This window comes from Streptomyces sp. NPDC088124, from assembly GCF_040685895.1.
GTDB lineage: Bacteria > Actinomycetota > Actinomycetes > Streptomycetales > Streptomycetaceae > Streptomyces.
On the sequence record NZ_JBFBJB010000016.1, the window covers coordinates 22,453 to 38,190 of the forward strand.

Annotated in this window: 12 protein-coding genes; 2 read left to right on the forward strand and 10 right to left on the reverse strand. The window is 73.6% G+C overall.

Going from position 1 to position 15,738, the window contains the following annotated elements:
- Nucleotides 1-40 precede the first annotated feature (40 nt).
- Nucleotides 41-1,114 carry a bile acid:sodium symporter family protein gene (locus AB0P17_RS15140; protein ID WP_365811057.1) on the forward strand — a complete coding sequence of 358 codons (1,074 nt, stop codon included), beginning with the start codon at nt 41-43 and terminating at the stop codon, nt 1,112-1,114.
- A gap of 81 nt (nt 1,115-1,195) precedes the next feature.
- Here the strand turns inward: AB0P17_RS15140 and AB0P17_RS15145 are convergent, their stop codons facing one another.
- From AB0P17_RS15145 to AB0P17_RS15175, 7 genes are all read right to left on the reverse strand, one after another.
- Nucleotides 1,196-1,828, reverse strand: a complete 633-nt coding sequence (locus tag AB0P17_RS15145) for a TetR family transcriptional regulator C-terminal domain-containing protein (protein WP_365811059.1) — start codon at nt 1,826-1,828, stop codon at nt 1,196-1,198.
- A complete protein-coding gene (locus AB0P17_RS15150; protein ID WP_365811061.1) occupies nt 1,825-3,846 on the reverse strand; it encodes a CocE/NonD family hydrolase in 2,022 nt (673 codons plus the stop codon). Before AB0P17_RS15150 ends, AB0P17_RS15145 begins: the two co-directional genes overlap by 4 nt.
- A 101-nt stretch (nt 3,847-3,947) precedes the next feature.
- A complete protein-coding gene (locus AB0P17_RS15155) occupies nt 3,948-5,804 on the reverse strand; it encodes an ABC transporter ATP-binding protein (protein ID WP_365811063.1) in 1,857 nt (618 codons plus the stop codon).
- Nucleotides 5,804-6,724: an ABC transporter permease gene (locus AB0P17_RS15160; protein WP_365811065.1), complete on the reverse strand. Its 921-nt coding sequence runs from the start codon at nt 6,722-6,724 to the stop codon at nt 5,804-5,806. The genes AB0P17_RS15155 and AB0P17_RS15160 overlap by 1 nt, the downstream gene beginning before the upstream one ends.
- Nucleotides 6,721-7,680: an ABC transporter permease gene (locus AB0P17_RS15165; protein ID WP_365811066.1), complete on the reverse strand. Its 960-nt coding sequence runs from the start codon at nt 7,678-7,680 to the stop codon at nt 6,721-6,723. Before AB0P17_RS15165 ends, AB0P17_RS15160 begins: the two co-directional genes overlap by 4 nt.
- A 7-nt stretch (nt 7,681-7,687) precedes the next feature.
- Nucleotides 7,688-9,337: an ABC transporter substrate-binding protein gene (locus AB0P17_RS15170; protein ID WP_365811068.1), complete on the reverse strand. Its 1,650-nt coding sequence runs from the start codon at nt 9,335-9,337 to the stop codon at nt 7,688-7,690.
- 147 nt (nt 9,338-9,484) lie between these two features.
- Nucleotides 9,485-10,507 carry a WYL domain-containing protein gene (locus AB0P17_RS15175; RefSeq protein WP_365811070.1) on the reverse strand — a complete coding sequence of 341 codons (1,023 nt, stop codon included), beginning with the start codon at nt 10,505-10,507 and terminating at the stop codon, nt 9,485-9,487.
- A gap of 103 nt (nt 10,508-10,610) precedes the next feature.
- Between AB0P17_RS15175 and AB0P17_RS15180 the strand changes: the two genes are divergently transcribed.
- Complete coding sequence (locus tag AB0P17_RS15180) at nt 10,611-11,555, forward strand: D-2-hydroxyacid dehydrogenase family protein (RefSeq protein WP_365811072.1); 945 nt, start codon at nt 10,611-10,613, stop codon at nt 11,553-11,555.
- Nucleotides 11,556-11,690: 135 nt separating this feature from the next.
- Here AB0P17_RS15180 and AB0P17_RS15185 read toward each other — a convergent pair whose 3' ends face one another.
- The 3 genes from AB0P17_RS15185 to AB0P17_RS15195 form a co-directional block, all read right to left on the reverse strand.
- On the reverse strand, nt 11,691-12,335 hold the full coding sequence (locus tag AB0P17_RS15185; protein ID WP_365811074.1) for a hypothetical protein: 645 nt from the start codon (nt 12,333-12,335) through the stop codon (nt 11,691-11,693).
- Nucleotides 12,336-12,391: 56 nt separating this feature from the next.
- Nucleotides 12,392-14,326 carry a cellulase family glycosylhydrolase gene (locus AB0P17_RS15190; RefSeq protein ID WP_365811076.1) on the reverse strand — a complete coding sequence of 645 codons (1,935 nt, stop codon included), beginning with the start codon at nt 14,324-14,326 and terminating at the stop codon, nt 12,392-12,394.
- Between the two features lie 186 nt (nt 14,327-14,512).
- On the reverse strand, nt 14,513-15,535 hold the full coding sequence (locus AB0P17_RS15195; RefSeq protein ID WP_365811078.1) for a LacI family DNA-binding transcriptional regulator: 1,023 nt from the start codon (nt 15,533-15,535) through the stop codon (nt 14,513-14,515).
- Nucleotides 15,536-15,738: the final 203 nt, after the last annotated feature.

The window sequence follows — 15,738 nt, forward strand, 5'->3', positions numbered from 1 at the left end:
CATTGTTGCGCCGAGCGGCGCCGAGGCGTTGCATCGCGCCGTGCGATCCGAACAAGACTCCCCCGCCGACCCCGCCGACCCTGCCGACCCCGAAGGCCCTGCCGACCCCGAAGGCCCCACAGCCCCCACGGCCCCCGCGGAGCCCGCCGCCGATGCCTCCGGGCGCGCGGCGCGGCGGGCGGTCACCGTCTTCCCCGTCCTCGTGCTCGCCGCGGGCGCCCTGGGTCTGCTGACCCCGGGCACGTTCGCGGGGTGGTCGGTATCGGTGCCGTACCTGCTGGGCGTCGTCATGTTCGCCATGGGGCTGACCATGACGCCGAAGGACTTCGACGGGGTGGCGAAGCGGCCCTGGGCGGTCGGGCTCGGTCTCGTCGCGCACTACGTGATCATGCCGGGGCTCGGCTGGCTGATCGCCAACGCCCTCGATCTGCCGCCCCAGTTGGCGGCCGGGGTGATCCTGGTCGGCTGTGCGCCGAGCGGCACCGCCTCCAACGTGGTGACGTATCTCGCCCGGGGCGATGTGGCGCTGTCGGTCTCGGTCGCCACCGTCTCGACCGTCCTGGCGCCGCTGGTGACGCCGCCGCTGACGCTGCTGCTGGCGGGCGAGTTCCTGCCGGTCGACGCGGGCTCGATGGTCACGGACATCCTGAAGACCGTGCTGCTGCCGGTGCTCGCCGGTCTGGCGGTCCGGCTGCTGGCGGGGCGGTACGTCGACCGGGTGCTGGGGACGCTGCCCTGGCTGTCGGCGGTGACGATCGCCGTGATCGTCGCGGTGGTGGTGGCGGGCAGCGCCGCCGCGATCAAGTCCGCGGCCCTGCTGGTGTTCGTCGCCGTCGTGCTGCACAACGGGCTGGGGCTGGCGCTCGGTTACGGCGCGGGCAAGGCGGCCGGGCTGGGCCGGCCCGCGAGCCGGGCCATGGCCTTCGAGGTCGGCATGCAGAACTCCGGGCTGGCCGCCTCGCTCGCGACCGCGCACTTCAGCCCGCTGGCCGCGCTGCCCGCCGCCGTGTTCTCGGTGTGGCACAACGTGTCGGGCGCGCTGGTGGCCGCGTGGATGGCCCGCCGGGCCCGGAGGTCCGAGGCGCCGGCCGGGGCGGCGGAGCCGGCCCTGTGACGCCCGCCCGGCGCCGGTCGTCCGGGGCAGCCCCATGGCGGGCGCCGAGGACCCGGCGGGCCCGGCCGGCCCGGCCCGCCGTCAGTTCCGTCCCTCCAGCTCCACCTCGATCAGCCGGCACAGATGGCGGCGCGCGTCCCGCGTGGTGAGCGGCGGGGCCTGGCGCAGCCGCTGGAGCGCGAGGCCGTCCGCCAGGGCGGCGAAGCGCACGGCGAAGTCGGCCGGGTCCTCGCAGGTGAAGTCGCCCTCCTCCCGGCCCCGTTCGACGAGGGCGCGGATCTCGCCGTGCCAGCTCTCGTACCGCGCCGCCTGACCGCGCGCGAACGCCTGGTCCCGGTCGCCCGCGTTCCAGTAGTCGAACCACATCCGCCAGTGCCGGTCGGTGTCGTCGGTGAACAGCGCGTCGATCAGCAGCCGCAGCCCCTCCGCGGCCCGGGTGGCCCGGTCGGCGGAGGCGCTGAGCGCGGAGTAATAGCGCTCGATGTGCAGCACCATCGCCTCGGAGAGCACTTCCTGGACGCTCTCGAAGTGGTACGTCACCGTGCCGACCGACACCCCGGCCGCCGCCGCGACGTCCCGTACGCCGACGGCCGCCGAGCCGCGCTCCGCGATGAGCGGCACCGCCGCCTCCGCGATGAGCCGGCGGCGCACCTCGGTGGGCTGGCGGGTCCGGCTGGCGGCGGCGACGGCCCGCCGTGGCGTCCTCGCCGTCATCCGGATGTCCTGGGGGTGGTGCTGTGCCAAGACCGCTCGGCCACTGTCTCTCCGTCCGCCCGTGCCAGGAGGGTGCTGTCCATGATGAACTCCGTTGCCGTGGCGCGTAGTTCGGTACTGGTCGTGATGTGCGCGTCCCAGCCGTCCGGGCGCCGCAGCCGGATCGTCCAGGAGGAGGACGCCACCGCCGACAGCGGATCGTCCCCGCGGATACGGTAGACCTCGCGGGCGCTCTCCTCGTACCGCAGACCGTCCGGATAGGTCCGGGAGCCGCCGTAGTTCGGGTCGACCTCCAGGGTCCACTCACCGGTGGCCACGTCGTGCCGTACCACCCGCTCGGGGCGCGGCGGGGCGGCCGGGTCCGGGGTGTCCACGGTCACCGCGAGCGGCACGGCCTGTTCCGGCTCCTCGAAGCGGATCGGGGCGCGCCCCGTGTCGTACGCCGGATCCCGTACGGGCAGCAGTACGGCGCTGTCGCCGGGGAGCACGGTCAGGGCGCCGCGCTCGCCGTGCGGCCAGACCCACGGCCAGTACGCGTCGGAGACGGCGACGCGAACGCGGTGCCCCGGCGGGAAGGCGTAGCCGGTGGCGTTCAGTTCGAACTCGACGTCCTCGAAGGTGCCGGGCACCCACGGGTCCGCCCGCTCCCTGCCGTGGCGCGAGAGCAGGTTGAGCACGCCCCGGGTGACGAGGGTGGACGAGCCGTCGGGCGCGACGTCGCAGAGGCGGGCGACGACATGGGCGCGGGGGGTGGCGCTGTCGAGCCGCAGCCGAACCCGGGGCCGGCCGAGGACCTCGGTCCGGCCGGTCAGCGGCGGGGAGTCGAAGCAGACGGAGCGGCCGTCCTCCTCCCGCTGGTCGGGCGGGAGGTCGGTGGCGTTGCCGAAGGGGAAGAACCGGCCCGCGTCGAGCCCGGTGTGGTGCGGCGAGCGCACGGTCACGGGGGCCGCCCCGGCCTCGCCCAGCGGCCGTTCGTCCCAGGTGACGGCGGGCGACGGCCAGGAGTCGGCGCCGACCCAGCGGCCCGGCATCGTCGGGTACGAAGTGGCGGGCGGGACCGGGTCGTTGATCCAGGCGCGCAGGGCGGGCTCGGCCATGACGCCGGTGTCGGTCCCCTTGAGGTGCTGGTCCCACCAGCGCAGCGTCTCCTGGAGGAAGCCGATGGCCGGCCCCGGCGGCAGGCCCCGGTCGGGGTACTGGTGCGACCAGGGTCCGATCAGCCCGCGTACCGGCGCGTCCAGCCGCTCGACCAGCCGCAGCACGGTGTCCCGGTACGGGTCGGCCCAGCCGCCGACGGCGAGGACGGCGGCGTCGACGGCGGAGTAGTCCTCGCAGACGCTGCCGTGCCGCCAGTAGTCGTCGCGCTCCTGGTGGGCGAGCCAGGTGTGCAGGTACGGGGTGATCGCGTCGAGCCGTTCGCGCCACATCGGCAGCCAGCGGTCCGCGCCGACGTGCGCGGGGTCCGGCGGCCGGGCGGTGAACGCGAGCATCGTGCCGGCCCAGGCGAGCATGTCGATACCGAGGACCGCGCCGCCCATGTAGTGGACGTCGTTGTCGTACCGGTCGTCGGTGGAGCAGACGGTGACGATCGCCTTCAGCGGCTCGGGACGCAGGGCGGCGATCTGGAGGGCGTTGAAACCGCCCCAGGAGATCCCGAACATGCCGACCTTGCCCGTGCACCAGTCCTGCGCGGCCAGCCAGTTGACGACATCGACGCCGTCGGCGAGCTCGGTCTCGGTGTACTCGTCGAGCATGACGCCCTCGGAGTCCCCGCTGCCGCGCAGATCGACGCGTACGGACGCGTAGCCGTGCCCGGCGTACCAGGGGTGGCGCTGGGCGTCCCGGGGCGCGGTCCAGTCGCTCTTGCGGTACGGCAGATACTCCAGCAGGGCGGGGACCGGGTCGGCCGCCGCGTCGACGGGCCGCCAGATCCGGGCGTGCAGCCGGGTGCCGTCCCGGGTGGGGATCCAGACGTCCTCGGTGTGGATCCGACGGTCGTACGTCTCGCGGTACTTCACTGCATCCTTCCTTTGCGCCTGAGCCGGCGCCGCTTTCGCGGACTGGGTTGCCCTTGGTAGGGGTTGCTCAATTGATGGTCGCGGTCAAGGCGGGCCCTTGGTCAGGTGGTTGCCGGGCGCCAGCGGCGGATGCGGTGGCGGCTGGTGATCTCCGTCCAGATGTCGTCGCCGGACGCCGCGTCCTGCCAGTCCTCCTCCGGCACCGCCGCCCGCTCCGTCCCGGGGTCGGGCTCCAGCGCGGCGGCCATGAGGCGGCGGGTGTACGGGTGGGCCGGAGCGAGGAAGACCGCGTCCGTGGGGCCCTCCTCCACCACCACGCCGTGCCGCAGCACCAGGACCCGGTCGGCGATCCCGCGGACCACGGCCAGGTCGTGGCTGATGAAGAGGCAGGCCAGCCGGCGCTCCCGGCGCAGGTCGTCCAGCAGCCGCAGGACCTCGGCCTGGACGGAGACGTCGAGCGCGGTGGTGATCTCGTCGGCGATGAGCACGTCGGGCTCGCCCGCCAGTGCCCGCGCGATGCCGATCCGCTGCCGCTGGCCGCCGGAGAGCTGGGCGGGCAGCCGGTCGGCGAACTCCGGGGGGAGGCGTACGTCGGCGATGAGGCGGCGGGCCCGTACCGCCGCGTCCGCGCGGGTGGCCGCCGTACCGAAGACGCGCAGCGGGCGCCGTACCGCGTCGCCCACGGAGCGGCGGGGGTTGAGGGAGGTGTCGGCGTTCTGGAAGACGAGCTGGACCTTGCGGCGCAGGGCGCGGGGGCGCCTGCGGGACGGCGCGGTGAGGTCCCCGCCGCCCGGAGCGCCGTTGCCCCGGCCGCCGTCGCCCCGGCCGCCGTGGTGCCCGCCGCCGTGGTGCCCGCCGCCGTCGCCCTGGCTGTCCGTCGCCGTCATCGTGCCGCCGGAGGGGGCGCGCAGCCCGGCCAGCGACCAGGCGAGCGTGGACTTGCCGCTGCCGGACTCCCCGACGAGCGCGACGATCTCGCCGCGCCGGACCTGGAACGAGACGCCGTGGACGGCGCGGGTGGTCCCGTAGTCGATGGTCACGTCGCGCACGGCGACGGCCTCGGGGGCGTCGGCGGGCAGCACCGGCCGGGGGCGGATCTCGCGGGTGCCGTCCTCGGCGACCAGCGCGAGGCCCTCGTCCGCGAGGCGCGGCACACTGGCGAGCAGCCGGCGCGTGTACGGCTCGGCGGGCGCGCCGAAGAGCCGGTGCGTGGGCGCGCTCTCCACGACGCGGCCCGCGCGCAGCACGGCGACGTGGTCGGCCATGTGGGCGACCACCCCGAGGTCATGGCTGACCAGGACGGCGGCGAGGCCGAGTTCGTCGCGCAGCGCCCCGATCAGGTCGAGGACGCCGCGCTGGGTGACGACGTCCAGCCCGGTCGTCGGCTCGTCGAGGACCAGGACCCGGGGCCGGGCGGCGATGGCCATGGCGATCGCCACGCGCTGCTGCTGGCCGCCGGAGAGCTCGTGCGGATAGCGCCGGGCCAGGTCGGCGGGGCGGGGCAGCCGGACCTGTTCGAGGAGGTCCGTCACGGAGTGGCGGTCGGCGTCCTCGCCGCGCAGTGCCTCGGCGATCTGCCGGCCGACGCGCATGAAGGGGGTGAGCGCGTGTCCCGCGTTCTGGGCGACCATCGCGACCGTACCGCCGCGCAGCCGCCGCAGCTCCCGGGCGGGGAGGGCGAAGACGTCCTGTCCGTCGACGCGTACGGTGCCGGCGGTGATCCGGGATCCGTGCCGCAGGTGGCCCAGGAGCGTGGCGGCGACAGTGGACTTGCCGCTGCCCGACTCGCCGACCAGGGCGAGGGTCCGGCCGGGCCGCACGTCGAGGGAGACGTCGTGGACGACGGGTACGTCCACGCCGCCGGAGCGGTAGGCGACATGGAGGCCGGCCACCGAGACCAGCGCGGCGTCCTGGGCGGTCGTACGGGCGGCGGCGTCGCCGGTGGCGTGCGTGGTCATCAGGATCCCTCCCGTATCCGGTCGACGCCCCACGCCTTGGACAGGCCGTCGGCGGCGAGGTTGAGTCCGACCACGAGGGTGGCCAGGGCGATGATCGGCGCGAGGCTGGCCATCGGTACGACGGTGATGGCGGTGCGGTTCTCCGCGACCATCAGTCCCCAGTCGGGGGTGGGCGGGTTGGCGCCGAAGCCGAGGAAGGAGAGGGAACTGATCAGCAGCACCACCCAGGAGGCGCGCATCGCGAACTCGACGCACACCACGTCGGTGATGTTGGGCAGCACCTCGCGGCGCAGGATCGACCAGGTCGACTCGCCCCGGGCGCGCGCCGCCGTGACGTAGTCCGCGGGGACGACGGCGAGGGCCGCGCCGCGCACCACCCGTACCACCTGGGGTACGTAGACGACGGCGATGGCCAGCACGATGACGGCGGGTCCGGAGCCGAGCGCGGTGACGATGACGAGCAGGGCGAGGATCGAGGGGACGGAGAGCACCGCGTCCAGCACCCGCATCAGCGCGTCGTCCAGCCGGCCGCCGCGCAGTGCGGTGGCGCAGCCGAGGACGGTGCCCAGGGCGACGGTCAGCAGGGTCGCGGCGGCGGAGACGCCGAGCGCGTACCGCCCGCCGTACAGCACCCGGGTGAGGACGTCACGCCCGTACTGGTCGGTCCCGGCCCAGTGGTCCGCGCCCGGTCCGAGCAGGGCGCGCGCGGAGTCGCCCACGGTGGGCGCGTACGAGGTGAGGAGCGGGGCGAGCAGGGCGACGACCACATGGACGGCGACCACCGCGAGGCCGATGGTGGCGGTGCGGGAGGAACGTACGGTCCGCCAGGCGCGGACGGCGGGACCGGGGCGTACGGACGGCGCGTCCACCGCCGCGGAGGGCCGCGGGACACTCACGGAACTCATCGGGTCCTCACTCATCGAGTCCTCCCGCCGCGGATACGGAGCTTGGGGTTCAGGGCCATCGCGCCGAGGTCGGCGGCGAGGTTGCACAGGACGTACACGACCGCGCTGATGAGGGCGACGGCCTGGATGACCGGCAGGTCGCGGTTCTGCACGGAGGAGAGCATCAGCTTGCCGATGCCCGGGTAGTTGAAGACGTTCTCGACGACGGCGACGCCGCCGATGAGCCAGGCCACGTTGAGCGCGATCACGTGGAGCGTGGGGAGCAGGGCGCTGGGCAGCGCGTGCCGGGTCACCACGTGCCAGGAGGAGAGGCCCTTGAGCCGCGCGGTGGTGACGTACTCGCTCGCCAGCACGTCGATCACGGAGGTACGGGCCATGCGGACGATGTACGCGGCCATCACGACGGCGAGCGAGGCGGCGGGCAGCCAGACGGCGGGCAGCAGTTGTCCGGCGGTGGCGGCGGGCCCGTAGAGCACGACGGCGGGGAAGAGCGGGAGCGCGACGGAGAAGGCGAGGACGAGGACGGTCGCCACGACGAACTCGGGGACGCTCATCCCGACCAGGCTGACCGTGGAGATGAGGTGGTCGGGCCAGCGGTCGCGGTAGTACCCGGCGACGACGCCGAGGACGAGGGAGCCGGTGACGGCGAACAGGACGGTGACGCCGGCGATCAGCAGGGAGTTGCCGAGGTGCTGCGCGACCTCGCCGCCCACGGCCTTGCCGGAGACGAGCGAGCTGCCGAAGTCCCCCTGTACGGCGCCCTTGACCCACTGGACGTAGCGCTCCCAGGCGGGCTGGTCGAGATGGAGCTTGTCGCGGAGCGCGGCGACGGCGGAGGGCGTGGCGTCCTTGCCGAGGACCTGGGTGGCGACATCACCGGGCAGCGCCTGGACGGCGAGGAAGACGAGGACGGAGGAGAGCAGGAGGGTGCCGAGGGCGGTGACGACGCGGCGGGCCAGGAAGGTGAACACGGTGGTCTCAGGCTCCCTTCAGGCCGATGCCGAGATAGTCGAACTCGAATCCGTGCTCGGCGTAGCCGCGCACCTTCCGGGAGATGCCGACGAGCCGGTCCGCGAACATCGGGGTCATCGCCCCGCCCTTCTCGATGACGAAGGTCTGGGCCTGGCCGTACAGTTCGCGCCGGCGCGTGTCGTCGGTCTCGCGCCGGGCCCGGTCGAGCAGCGCGTCGAACGCCTTGTCCGACCAGGCGGTCTCGTTGTAGCCGGAGCCGCTGCGGAAGACCTGGTTGAGGAGTTGGTCGACGGGGCGGCCGGTGAACCAGTAGGTGGCCATGAGCGGCTTCTTCATCCAGATCTGGGTGTAGTACGAGTCCGCCGAGGCGGTCTTGACCCTGACCCGGATGCCGGCGCGCCGGGCCGACTCCTGGTAGGCGAGGGCCATGGACGTGAAGATCGGGTCGTAGGACGAGGTGTAGAGGTCCACGGCCAGCCGCTCCTGGCCCGCCCGCTTGAGGAGATACCGGGCCTTCTCGGGGTCGTGCACGGGGTGGGTGGCGAGGTGGTTGGGGTCGCTGGGCGGTACGGGGTTGTCCCAGCCGAGGGTGCCCGCCCCCTGGAGGGCGACCTTGAGGACGTGTTCGGGGTCGTAGGCGAGCTTCATCGCCTGCCGTACCCGGACGTCGGTGAAGGGCTTCTCGGTGGTGAGCATCGGCAGGACGTACCACTGCGCGTCCTTGACGCGGGCGATGGTGGCGCGGTCGGAGGCGGCGACGACCCGGGCGGTGGCGAAGTCCAGATTGGTCTGGGAGAGCAGATCGACCTGTCCGGCGAGCAGGGCTCCCGAGCGGGCCTGCATGTCGGCGACGGAGTAGAAGTCGATGGCGTCGAGGACGGGGCGGCCGGCCCAGTGCTCCTCGTACGCGGTGACCCGGCCGGGGCCCGCGGCGGCGAAGGACGTCAGCCGGAAGGGGCCTGTGCCGATGCCGGTGCGGCCGATGGAGCGGGCGCTGCCGTCGGGGATGACATAGCAGTTGTAGTGCGTCAGCAGGCTGGGGAACTCGGCGTTCGGGGTCTTCAGCGGGACGACGAGGGTGTGGGCGTCCGGAGTGCGCAGCGTCTTCGGGTCGACGAGCGGGGCGAGGACGGCTGCCTGCGGTGAGGCGGTCGCGGCGTCGAGGATGTGGCGGAGGGTGTAGGCGGCGTCGGCGGAGGTGAAGGCGCGGCCGTCGTGGAAGGTGAGACCGCGGCGGAGCCGGAAGGTCCAGGTGCGGGCCTGGTCGTCCGGTTCCCAGGACTCGGCGAGGTCGGGGGCGAGCAGACCGTCGGGGCCGACCCGGACGAGCCGGTTGTAGAGGGCGCCGAGGTATTCGTACGCGGAGAGCGCGCTCGCCGGGTCCAGGGTCTCCGCCTCGGAGGCGGGCGGCCTGGCGATCCGCAGGGTGCCGCCGCGGTCGGGCCGGCCGGCGGGCGCCGCGGCGGGCAGGACGCCCGTCGCCGATCCGGCTCGGGCGCCGCCGCCGGAGCAGCCGGTGAGCAGCCAGGAGGCGCCGAGCGCCGCGCCGCCGGCCGCCGCGGCGGTGAGCAGCGCGCGCCGCGGCATCGCGGGCGCCGCGGCCGTCCCGGCCGGGACGGCCGCCCCGGGGTCCGTTCGTCGGTCAGTGTCGGACATGTACCGGACACCCTTCGCATTGATTCGTTCCGCTGAACGATTGGGTGAAGTGCGTGAACGATAGCCAGGCGTCACTCCCCCGCCAACCCCTTGTGCGCGGAAATTAACGCGGGAAATCGACTCGTTACCTGGGGCGGGGTGCTTCCGTCAGCCGGCGCGGGGGGCCGTCGGCGGGCCGTAGAGCGCCGCGAGTTCGGCCCCGAGGCGTGCCAGGTGCGCCCGGGCCGCCGGGGGCGCGAGGACCTCGATCCGGGCGCCCAGCCCGGCCAGTTGGGCCGCCAGGACCTCCGGCGAGGGGCCGTCGACCTCGAACTCCATCCAGCCGTGCGGCAGCGGTCCGCCGAGCCGCAGCCGTCCGGCGAACAGCCCGCGCAGCAGGGCCTCGGCGCCGCGCTCGGCGCGTGCCCGTACGGTCACCGCGCGCATCCGGTCCTCCATCGTCGCCGCGAGGGAGCGCCAGGCCGCGGCGAGATCGAACCCCTCCGGGCGGACGACGGGCTCGCCGGTCGGCTCGACGGAGGTGATCCGGCTGAGCCGGAAGATCCGCAGCCCGCCCGCGCCGGTGCCGGTGCCGACGCCGGTGCCCGCGACGAGGTAGCGGACGCCGCTCTTGGTCGCGAGGCCCAGCGGATGGACGATCCGCTCGTCGGCCGGCCTGCCGGGCCGCTCGTACTCGAGACGAATCTGCGTCCCGTCGACCACGGCGCGCTCCAGCGCCCTGAGGTGCGGCGAGCCGCTCTCGTACGGCGTGGGCGACCGGCCGGCCCCGCCCGGGGCGCCGGTCCGCGGCGCGGTCCCGGCCTCGGCGTCGGCGCCGCCGCCGGTGCCCCTGCCGGTGCCGGCGGGCGGTGCCTGCGGCGGGGCCGGGACGAGCCCGCGCGGCGCCGTCCGCGGCTCGGGGGTGGCCGACGAGACCCCCGCGACCAGGAACAGTTCGCGGATCTCGCCGACGGTCAGCCCGGTGAGCTCGGTCCGCGCCCCGCCCACCAGCGCCCAGCCGCCGCCCCGGCCACGCTGCGGATAGACGGGTATACCGGCGGTCGCCAGCGCCTCCAGGTCACGGCGCGCCGTGCGCTCCGACACTGCCAGCTCGGCCGCCACCTCGGCCGCGGTCACCCGTCCACGCGACTGGAGGAACAGCAGCGTCGCCACCAGACGATCCGCCCTCATACCGCCATTCTCCTCCTGAAACCGGTCAGAAGATGGCCTGTTTGGACTGATCCACTTGATCCATGTGACCGTAGATCCGTCTGCCAGCCTGAAGGAGCCATCCATGCGTATCGCCGTCCTCGACGACTACCAGCGGGCCGCCCGCCGTTTCACCGACTGGGACGCGCTCGACGGCGACGTGGTCTTCTTCCACGAGCCGCTGTCCGGCGTGGCCGCGGTGAGCGCGGCGCTGGCCGGTTTCGATGTGGTGGTCGCCATGCGGGAACGCACCCCGTTCACCGCCGAACTCTTCGAGCGGCTGCCCGCGCTCCGGCTGCTGGTGACCACCGGCATGGCGAACGCGTCGGTGGATCTGGCGGCGGCCCGGCGGCAGGGCGTGACGGTCTGCGGGACGGAGTCGGTGCCGCACGCCACGGCGGAGCTGACGTGGGGTCTGATCCTCTCGCTGGCACGGCACATCCCGGCCGAGGCGGCGGGGATGCGGGAGGGCGGCTGGCAGCGGACGATCGGCCGCGATCTGCACGGCCGGACGCTCGGGGTCGTCGGTCTGGGGCGGCTCGGCTCCCGGGTCGCCGCGATCGGCGCCGCGTTCGGGATGCGGGTCGTCGCCTGGAGCAGCAATCTGGACGCGGACCGGGCCAGGGCGGCGGGGGTGGAGCCGGTGGACCGGCGGACGCTGTTCTCCCAGGCCGATGTCGTCACCGTGCACTACAAGCTGAGCGAGCGCAGTACGGGGCTGATCGGCGCCCAGGAGCTGTCCTGGATGAAGCCGACGGCTCTGCTCGTCAACACCTCACGGGGACCGCTGATCGACACCGCCGCGCTGGTCGAGGCCCTGCGCGCCGAGCGGATCGCGGGGGCGGGCCTCGACGTGTACGACCTGGAGCCGCTGCCCGCCGACGACGTGCTGCGCACCCTCCCCCGCACCGTCCTGACCCCGCACCTCGGCTATGTCACCGAGGCCACGTACGAGGTGTTCTACGGTCAGGCGGCCGAGGACATCGCGGCGTTCCACGCGGGCACGCCGCTGCGCGTCCTCAACGGCTGACCTGCCCCGGGGACGGCGCCCGCTCCGTTGGACACCCCATGGCGACGGCGCCCGCTCCGTCGGGACACCCCCGTGGGAACGTCCCGTGGGGACGGCCGCCCGCCGTGGGGGCGGGCGGCCGTCGGGTCTCCTCGGTCAGGACTCCTCGAAGTAGGCGTCCAGGACCTCGTCCAGGTCCGCCTCCCACTGCTTGAGGAGGTTCTTGGCCGGTGCCTCCACCTCGGCGTCGAACCAGCGGCGCGACGAGATGTGGACCGTGACCGTGAACCGGCGCCCGAACCGGGGGGTCTTGACCTCGACCGCGCCGATCTCGTCCCAGTCGAACTCGGCCTCCTGGTCGTCCAGCCGGAACCGGACGCCCTCCCGGTCCGCGGTGATCGAACCGCGGCGGTCGCTGACCTCGAAGACGGGTCCGTCCCCGGGGCCGTCCTCGGGGCCGTCCGCTGGACTGTCCTCGGTGCCGTCCTCCGCCGGATCCTTCTCCGCCGGCTTCTTCTCCGCCGCCGGATCCCGCTCGTCGTGCTCGTCGTCCTCGTCGCGCTCGCCCGGCGCGTCGCGCTCTTCCGGTCGCCGCTCCGCCTCCGGCTGCTCCTCTCCCTCCTCCGCCGTCGCCGGAGCGGCCGCCTCGTCGGCGGCCGGCTCCTCGGTCTCGTCCCCGGCCCGCCCGGGCTCCTTCCCCGCCGGCTTCGGCGGGGCGGGGGCCACGAGACCCGGGATGTACGCCGGGTCTGTCCCCGCGGCGAACTCGGTCTGGATTTTCGGATCTATGCGCTGCTCCACGGCAGGAAGTATGGACGACGAAGCTGTATGAGCCCAGCTAGGGCCTCTCGTTTGGATCAGGCTGCCCCGACCAGCCGCAGCACCCGTACCCCGTACGGCTCCAGGGTGACCTCGTCCGCGTCGGAACCGTCCAGTCCTGTCAGCCGCAGTCCGGCCTCGACAACGGGTTTGACCACCAGTTCCTCCCGGCCCTGGCTCACCAGCCAGACATAGCGGCGGCCGTCCTCGTGGTCCAGGAGATCGACCGCCACCCTCAGGTCGTCCACGGTCACCGGACGGCGTACCCCCGCGTACGCGGCGAGCGCGTCGTACAGCCGCACCGTCTGTTCCGGGTTGACGCGCGGTGTGACGGAGGCCATGTGCTCCAGCGGGTAGGTGCACAGCACCACGGCGCCCGCGCCGGTCTCGCGCAGCAGCAGGGCGGGGCGCCCCCGGCCGTCGGTGGCCAGCACCTCGGCTCCGTACGGCTCCACGGGCAGGAAGACCCGGCTGCTCGGCGTGCCGGCGGCGCGGAAGGAGAGGGTGTCGCCCTCGGCGAGGGTGCCGAACGGGCGGGTGAGGGTGAGTTCGACGGTGTCGTCCTCGATCGGGTCGACCAGGCCGTACTCCAGGCTGTGCCGGACTCCGAAGAGCCGGTCGAGATGCGCGTACCAGGGGCCGCGCTGCTCCTCGTGGGCGCCGGGTGAGTAGGAGACGTAGACGGTCGCGCCGCCCCGGGCCAGTTCCTCCAGCCGGTACCAGCTCGGGGAGAGCAACTGCTTGGTGGAGGGCAGCAGATAGAGCCGGTGGCCGTCCGTGATGCCGTCGCTCTCCCGTACGACGGTGGCGGGGGCGTCGGCCAGCCGGGAACTGATCCAGGCCTGCCGCCCGGTCCGCTCCACGTACGAGCGGTCCTCCTCCCGGGTGAAGGGGTAGAGGGTGTCCAGGTACGAGGAGACCACCAGCGCGGTGTCGGTGCCGGGCCGGACGCAGTGGCCGAAGTCGATGCGCTCCAGCAGTTCCGCGAACGCCCGGACCTCCTTGAGCTGGGGTTTGGGGGTGCCCTCGCTGTCGGTCAGCCCGAAGTGCATCTCGAAGGCGTGGTGGGAGTAGGGCGGTTGCTCCCGCAGGGAGTCGTAGTCGGTGTTGTTCCAGGCGATCCAGCCGGTGGCGCCGGCCAGCAGGCTGTTGTGGAGGGCCTGGCGGTAGTAGCGGGCGGCGCCCGGTCCTGACGCGAAGTCGGAGGTGAGTCCGAACTCCTCCAGGACGACGGGTAGTCCGAAGCCGCCGGTCAGTTCGCACACCCACGCGGCGGCGTAGTGCTGGCGGACCGGGTCGTCCTCCATGCGGTAGACGTGCGGGCCGAGCCAGTCGGTGAGGGCGGCGCAGTCCCGCAGCCGGAAGCCGTTGTCGTGGCCGGAGTTCTCCAGGCCCCAGGCGCCGTCACCGAGCGAGACCGGCTGCCGGGCGCCGGAGGCCCGTACACCGTCCACCACGAGCTGGGCCCAGGCGGCCACCTCCTCCCGCGTGGCGCCCGGCCGCCCGTAGATCGGCATCTCGTTGGAGACCAGCCATCCGGCCACGGCCGGATGGTCCTTGAAGCGGGCCGCCATCTCCCGGGCGAACCACGCCTGCCGGGAGACCAGCCAGACATCGGTGTAGAGGTCCCGGCCGCCGCGCCAGGCCGGGTCCCAGTTCTCGCCGGACATGTGGCCCACGAGGAAGGTGGGGACCGTGGTCATGCCGAGGGCGTGGTGCCGGTCCAGGAAGTCCGCGTAGTGCGCGCAGAGCCGCTCGTCGATCCGGTCGGGCTCCGGCATGAAGTCCGGCCAGTAGAAGAACGACCGGGTCATGTTGAGCCCGTGGTCGCGCAGCACCCGCAGCTCCTCGTCGACCACCTCGCCGCGGTACGAGCGCCACATGAGCGGCCCTCCGGTACGCGACCAGAAATTGGCGCCGATCCAGGTGACGGGGTACTCGCCGGCGGAAATCCGGGCAGCGGGACGCGGCATCTTCGTACTCTCCCTAGAACGGGGATTGATGAAATACCTGCGTGTGTCGTCGTGCGCGAGAAGTGCCTCGGGTGCGCGTGGAGATCGTGTGCGGCCCCGGTGCGGACGGGGGCGGTGCCACATCTTTTCCAGTGAATCGCTGTACCGGTTTAGCGTCAACCCCGCCCGGCATTACCATAAACCGGCTCAGGAGTCCGTCGCGGGCGGCGGCGCGACGCTGCCGCGCGGGGTGAGACGGGACGCCGGGTCCTGGCGGTCGGGTACCGCGAGCCCGCCGGCCGCCTCGCGCAGCATCCGCGCCGCACGCGCGCCGTGGGCCACGATGTCCCTGCTCAGCGCGGTCAGCGGCGGGTCCACCAGCTCGCACAGGGCGGAGTCGCCCCAGGCGACGACGGAGAGGTCGGCGGGCACCCGTACGCCCAGGGAGTGCGCGGCGGTCAGACCCGACACGGCCATCACGTCGTTGTCGTAGAGGATCGCGGTGGGCGGCCGGTCCGCGCCGAGGAGGGCGCGGGTGGCCGCCGCGCCGCCCTCCCCGCTGTAGTCGGCCTCGACGGTCCTGCCGGTGAGCCCCCGGTCCCGTACGGCCGCGTCGAAGGCCGCCGTACGGATCGCCGTGTGGCGCAGCGGAGCCGGGCCGCCGACCCTGGCGAGGCGGCGATGGCCCAGGCCGGCGAGGTGGTCGACGACGGTGGTGACGGCCGCGGCGTCGTCGCTCCACACGGCGGGCAGCCCGCCGGTGCCGATGGGCGCGCCGATCACCACGGTGGGCAGGCCCAGCTCCTCCAGCACGGGGACGCGGGCGTCGTCGACCTGCAGGTCCACCAGGAAGACGCCGTCCACCCGGCGCCGGGCCGACCAGGAGCGGTAGAGCGCGATCTCGGTGGCCCGGTCCTCGGCCATGGTGAAGACGAGGGGGGTGGTGTCGGCGATCAGTTCGGCTTGGATCCCGGAGATGAGCTGCATGAAGAAGGGTTCCAGGCCGAGGGTGCGCGCCGGGCGGTCGATGACCAGACCGAACGCCCCCGCCATGCCCCCGGAGAGCGCCCGCGCCGCGCTGTTGGGCTGCCAGCCCAGCTCCTGGGCGATGGCTCGGATGCGCCGCCGGGTGGGTTCCGAGACGCCGGGGCGGCCGTTGAGGGCGAAGGAGACGGCGGCCTTGGTGACGCCGGCCCGATCGGCGATATCGGCCATGGTGGGGCGCTTCACGGTGGGGTGCCTCGCTTTTCTCCGCAGGTACGGACGGCGGCCCGGGACGGAGCCCGGCGATGAATATGGCCGAATCGGTCCGGGAGGAAAACCCGGCCCTCGCACATCGTTCACCGGGGAAGTCGAGAAAAGCAATGCACCGGCATTGACACTCGCTTTCCGGCGCCTTTAATTTCACGGCGCCGGAAGGTGTGCGGACCACC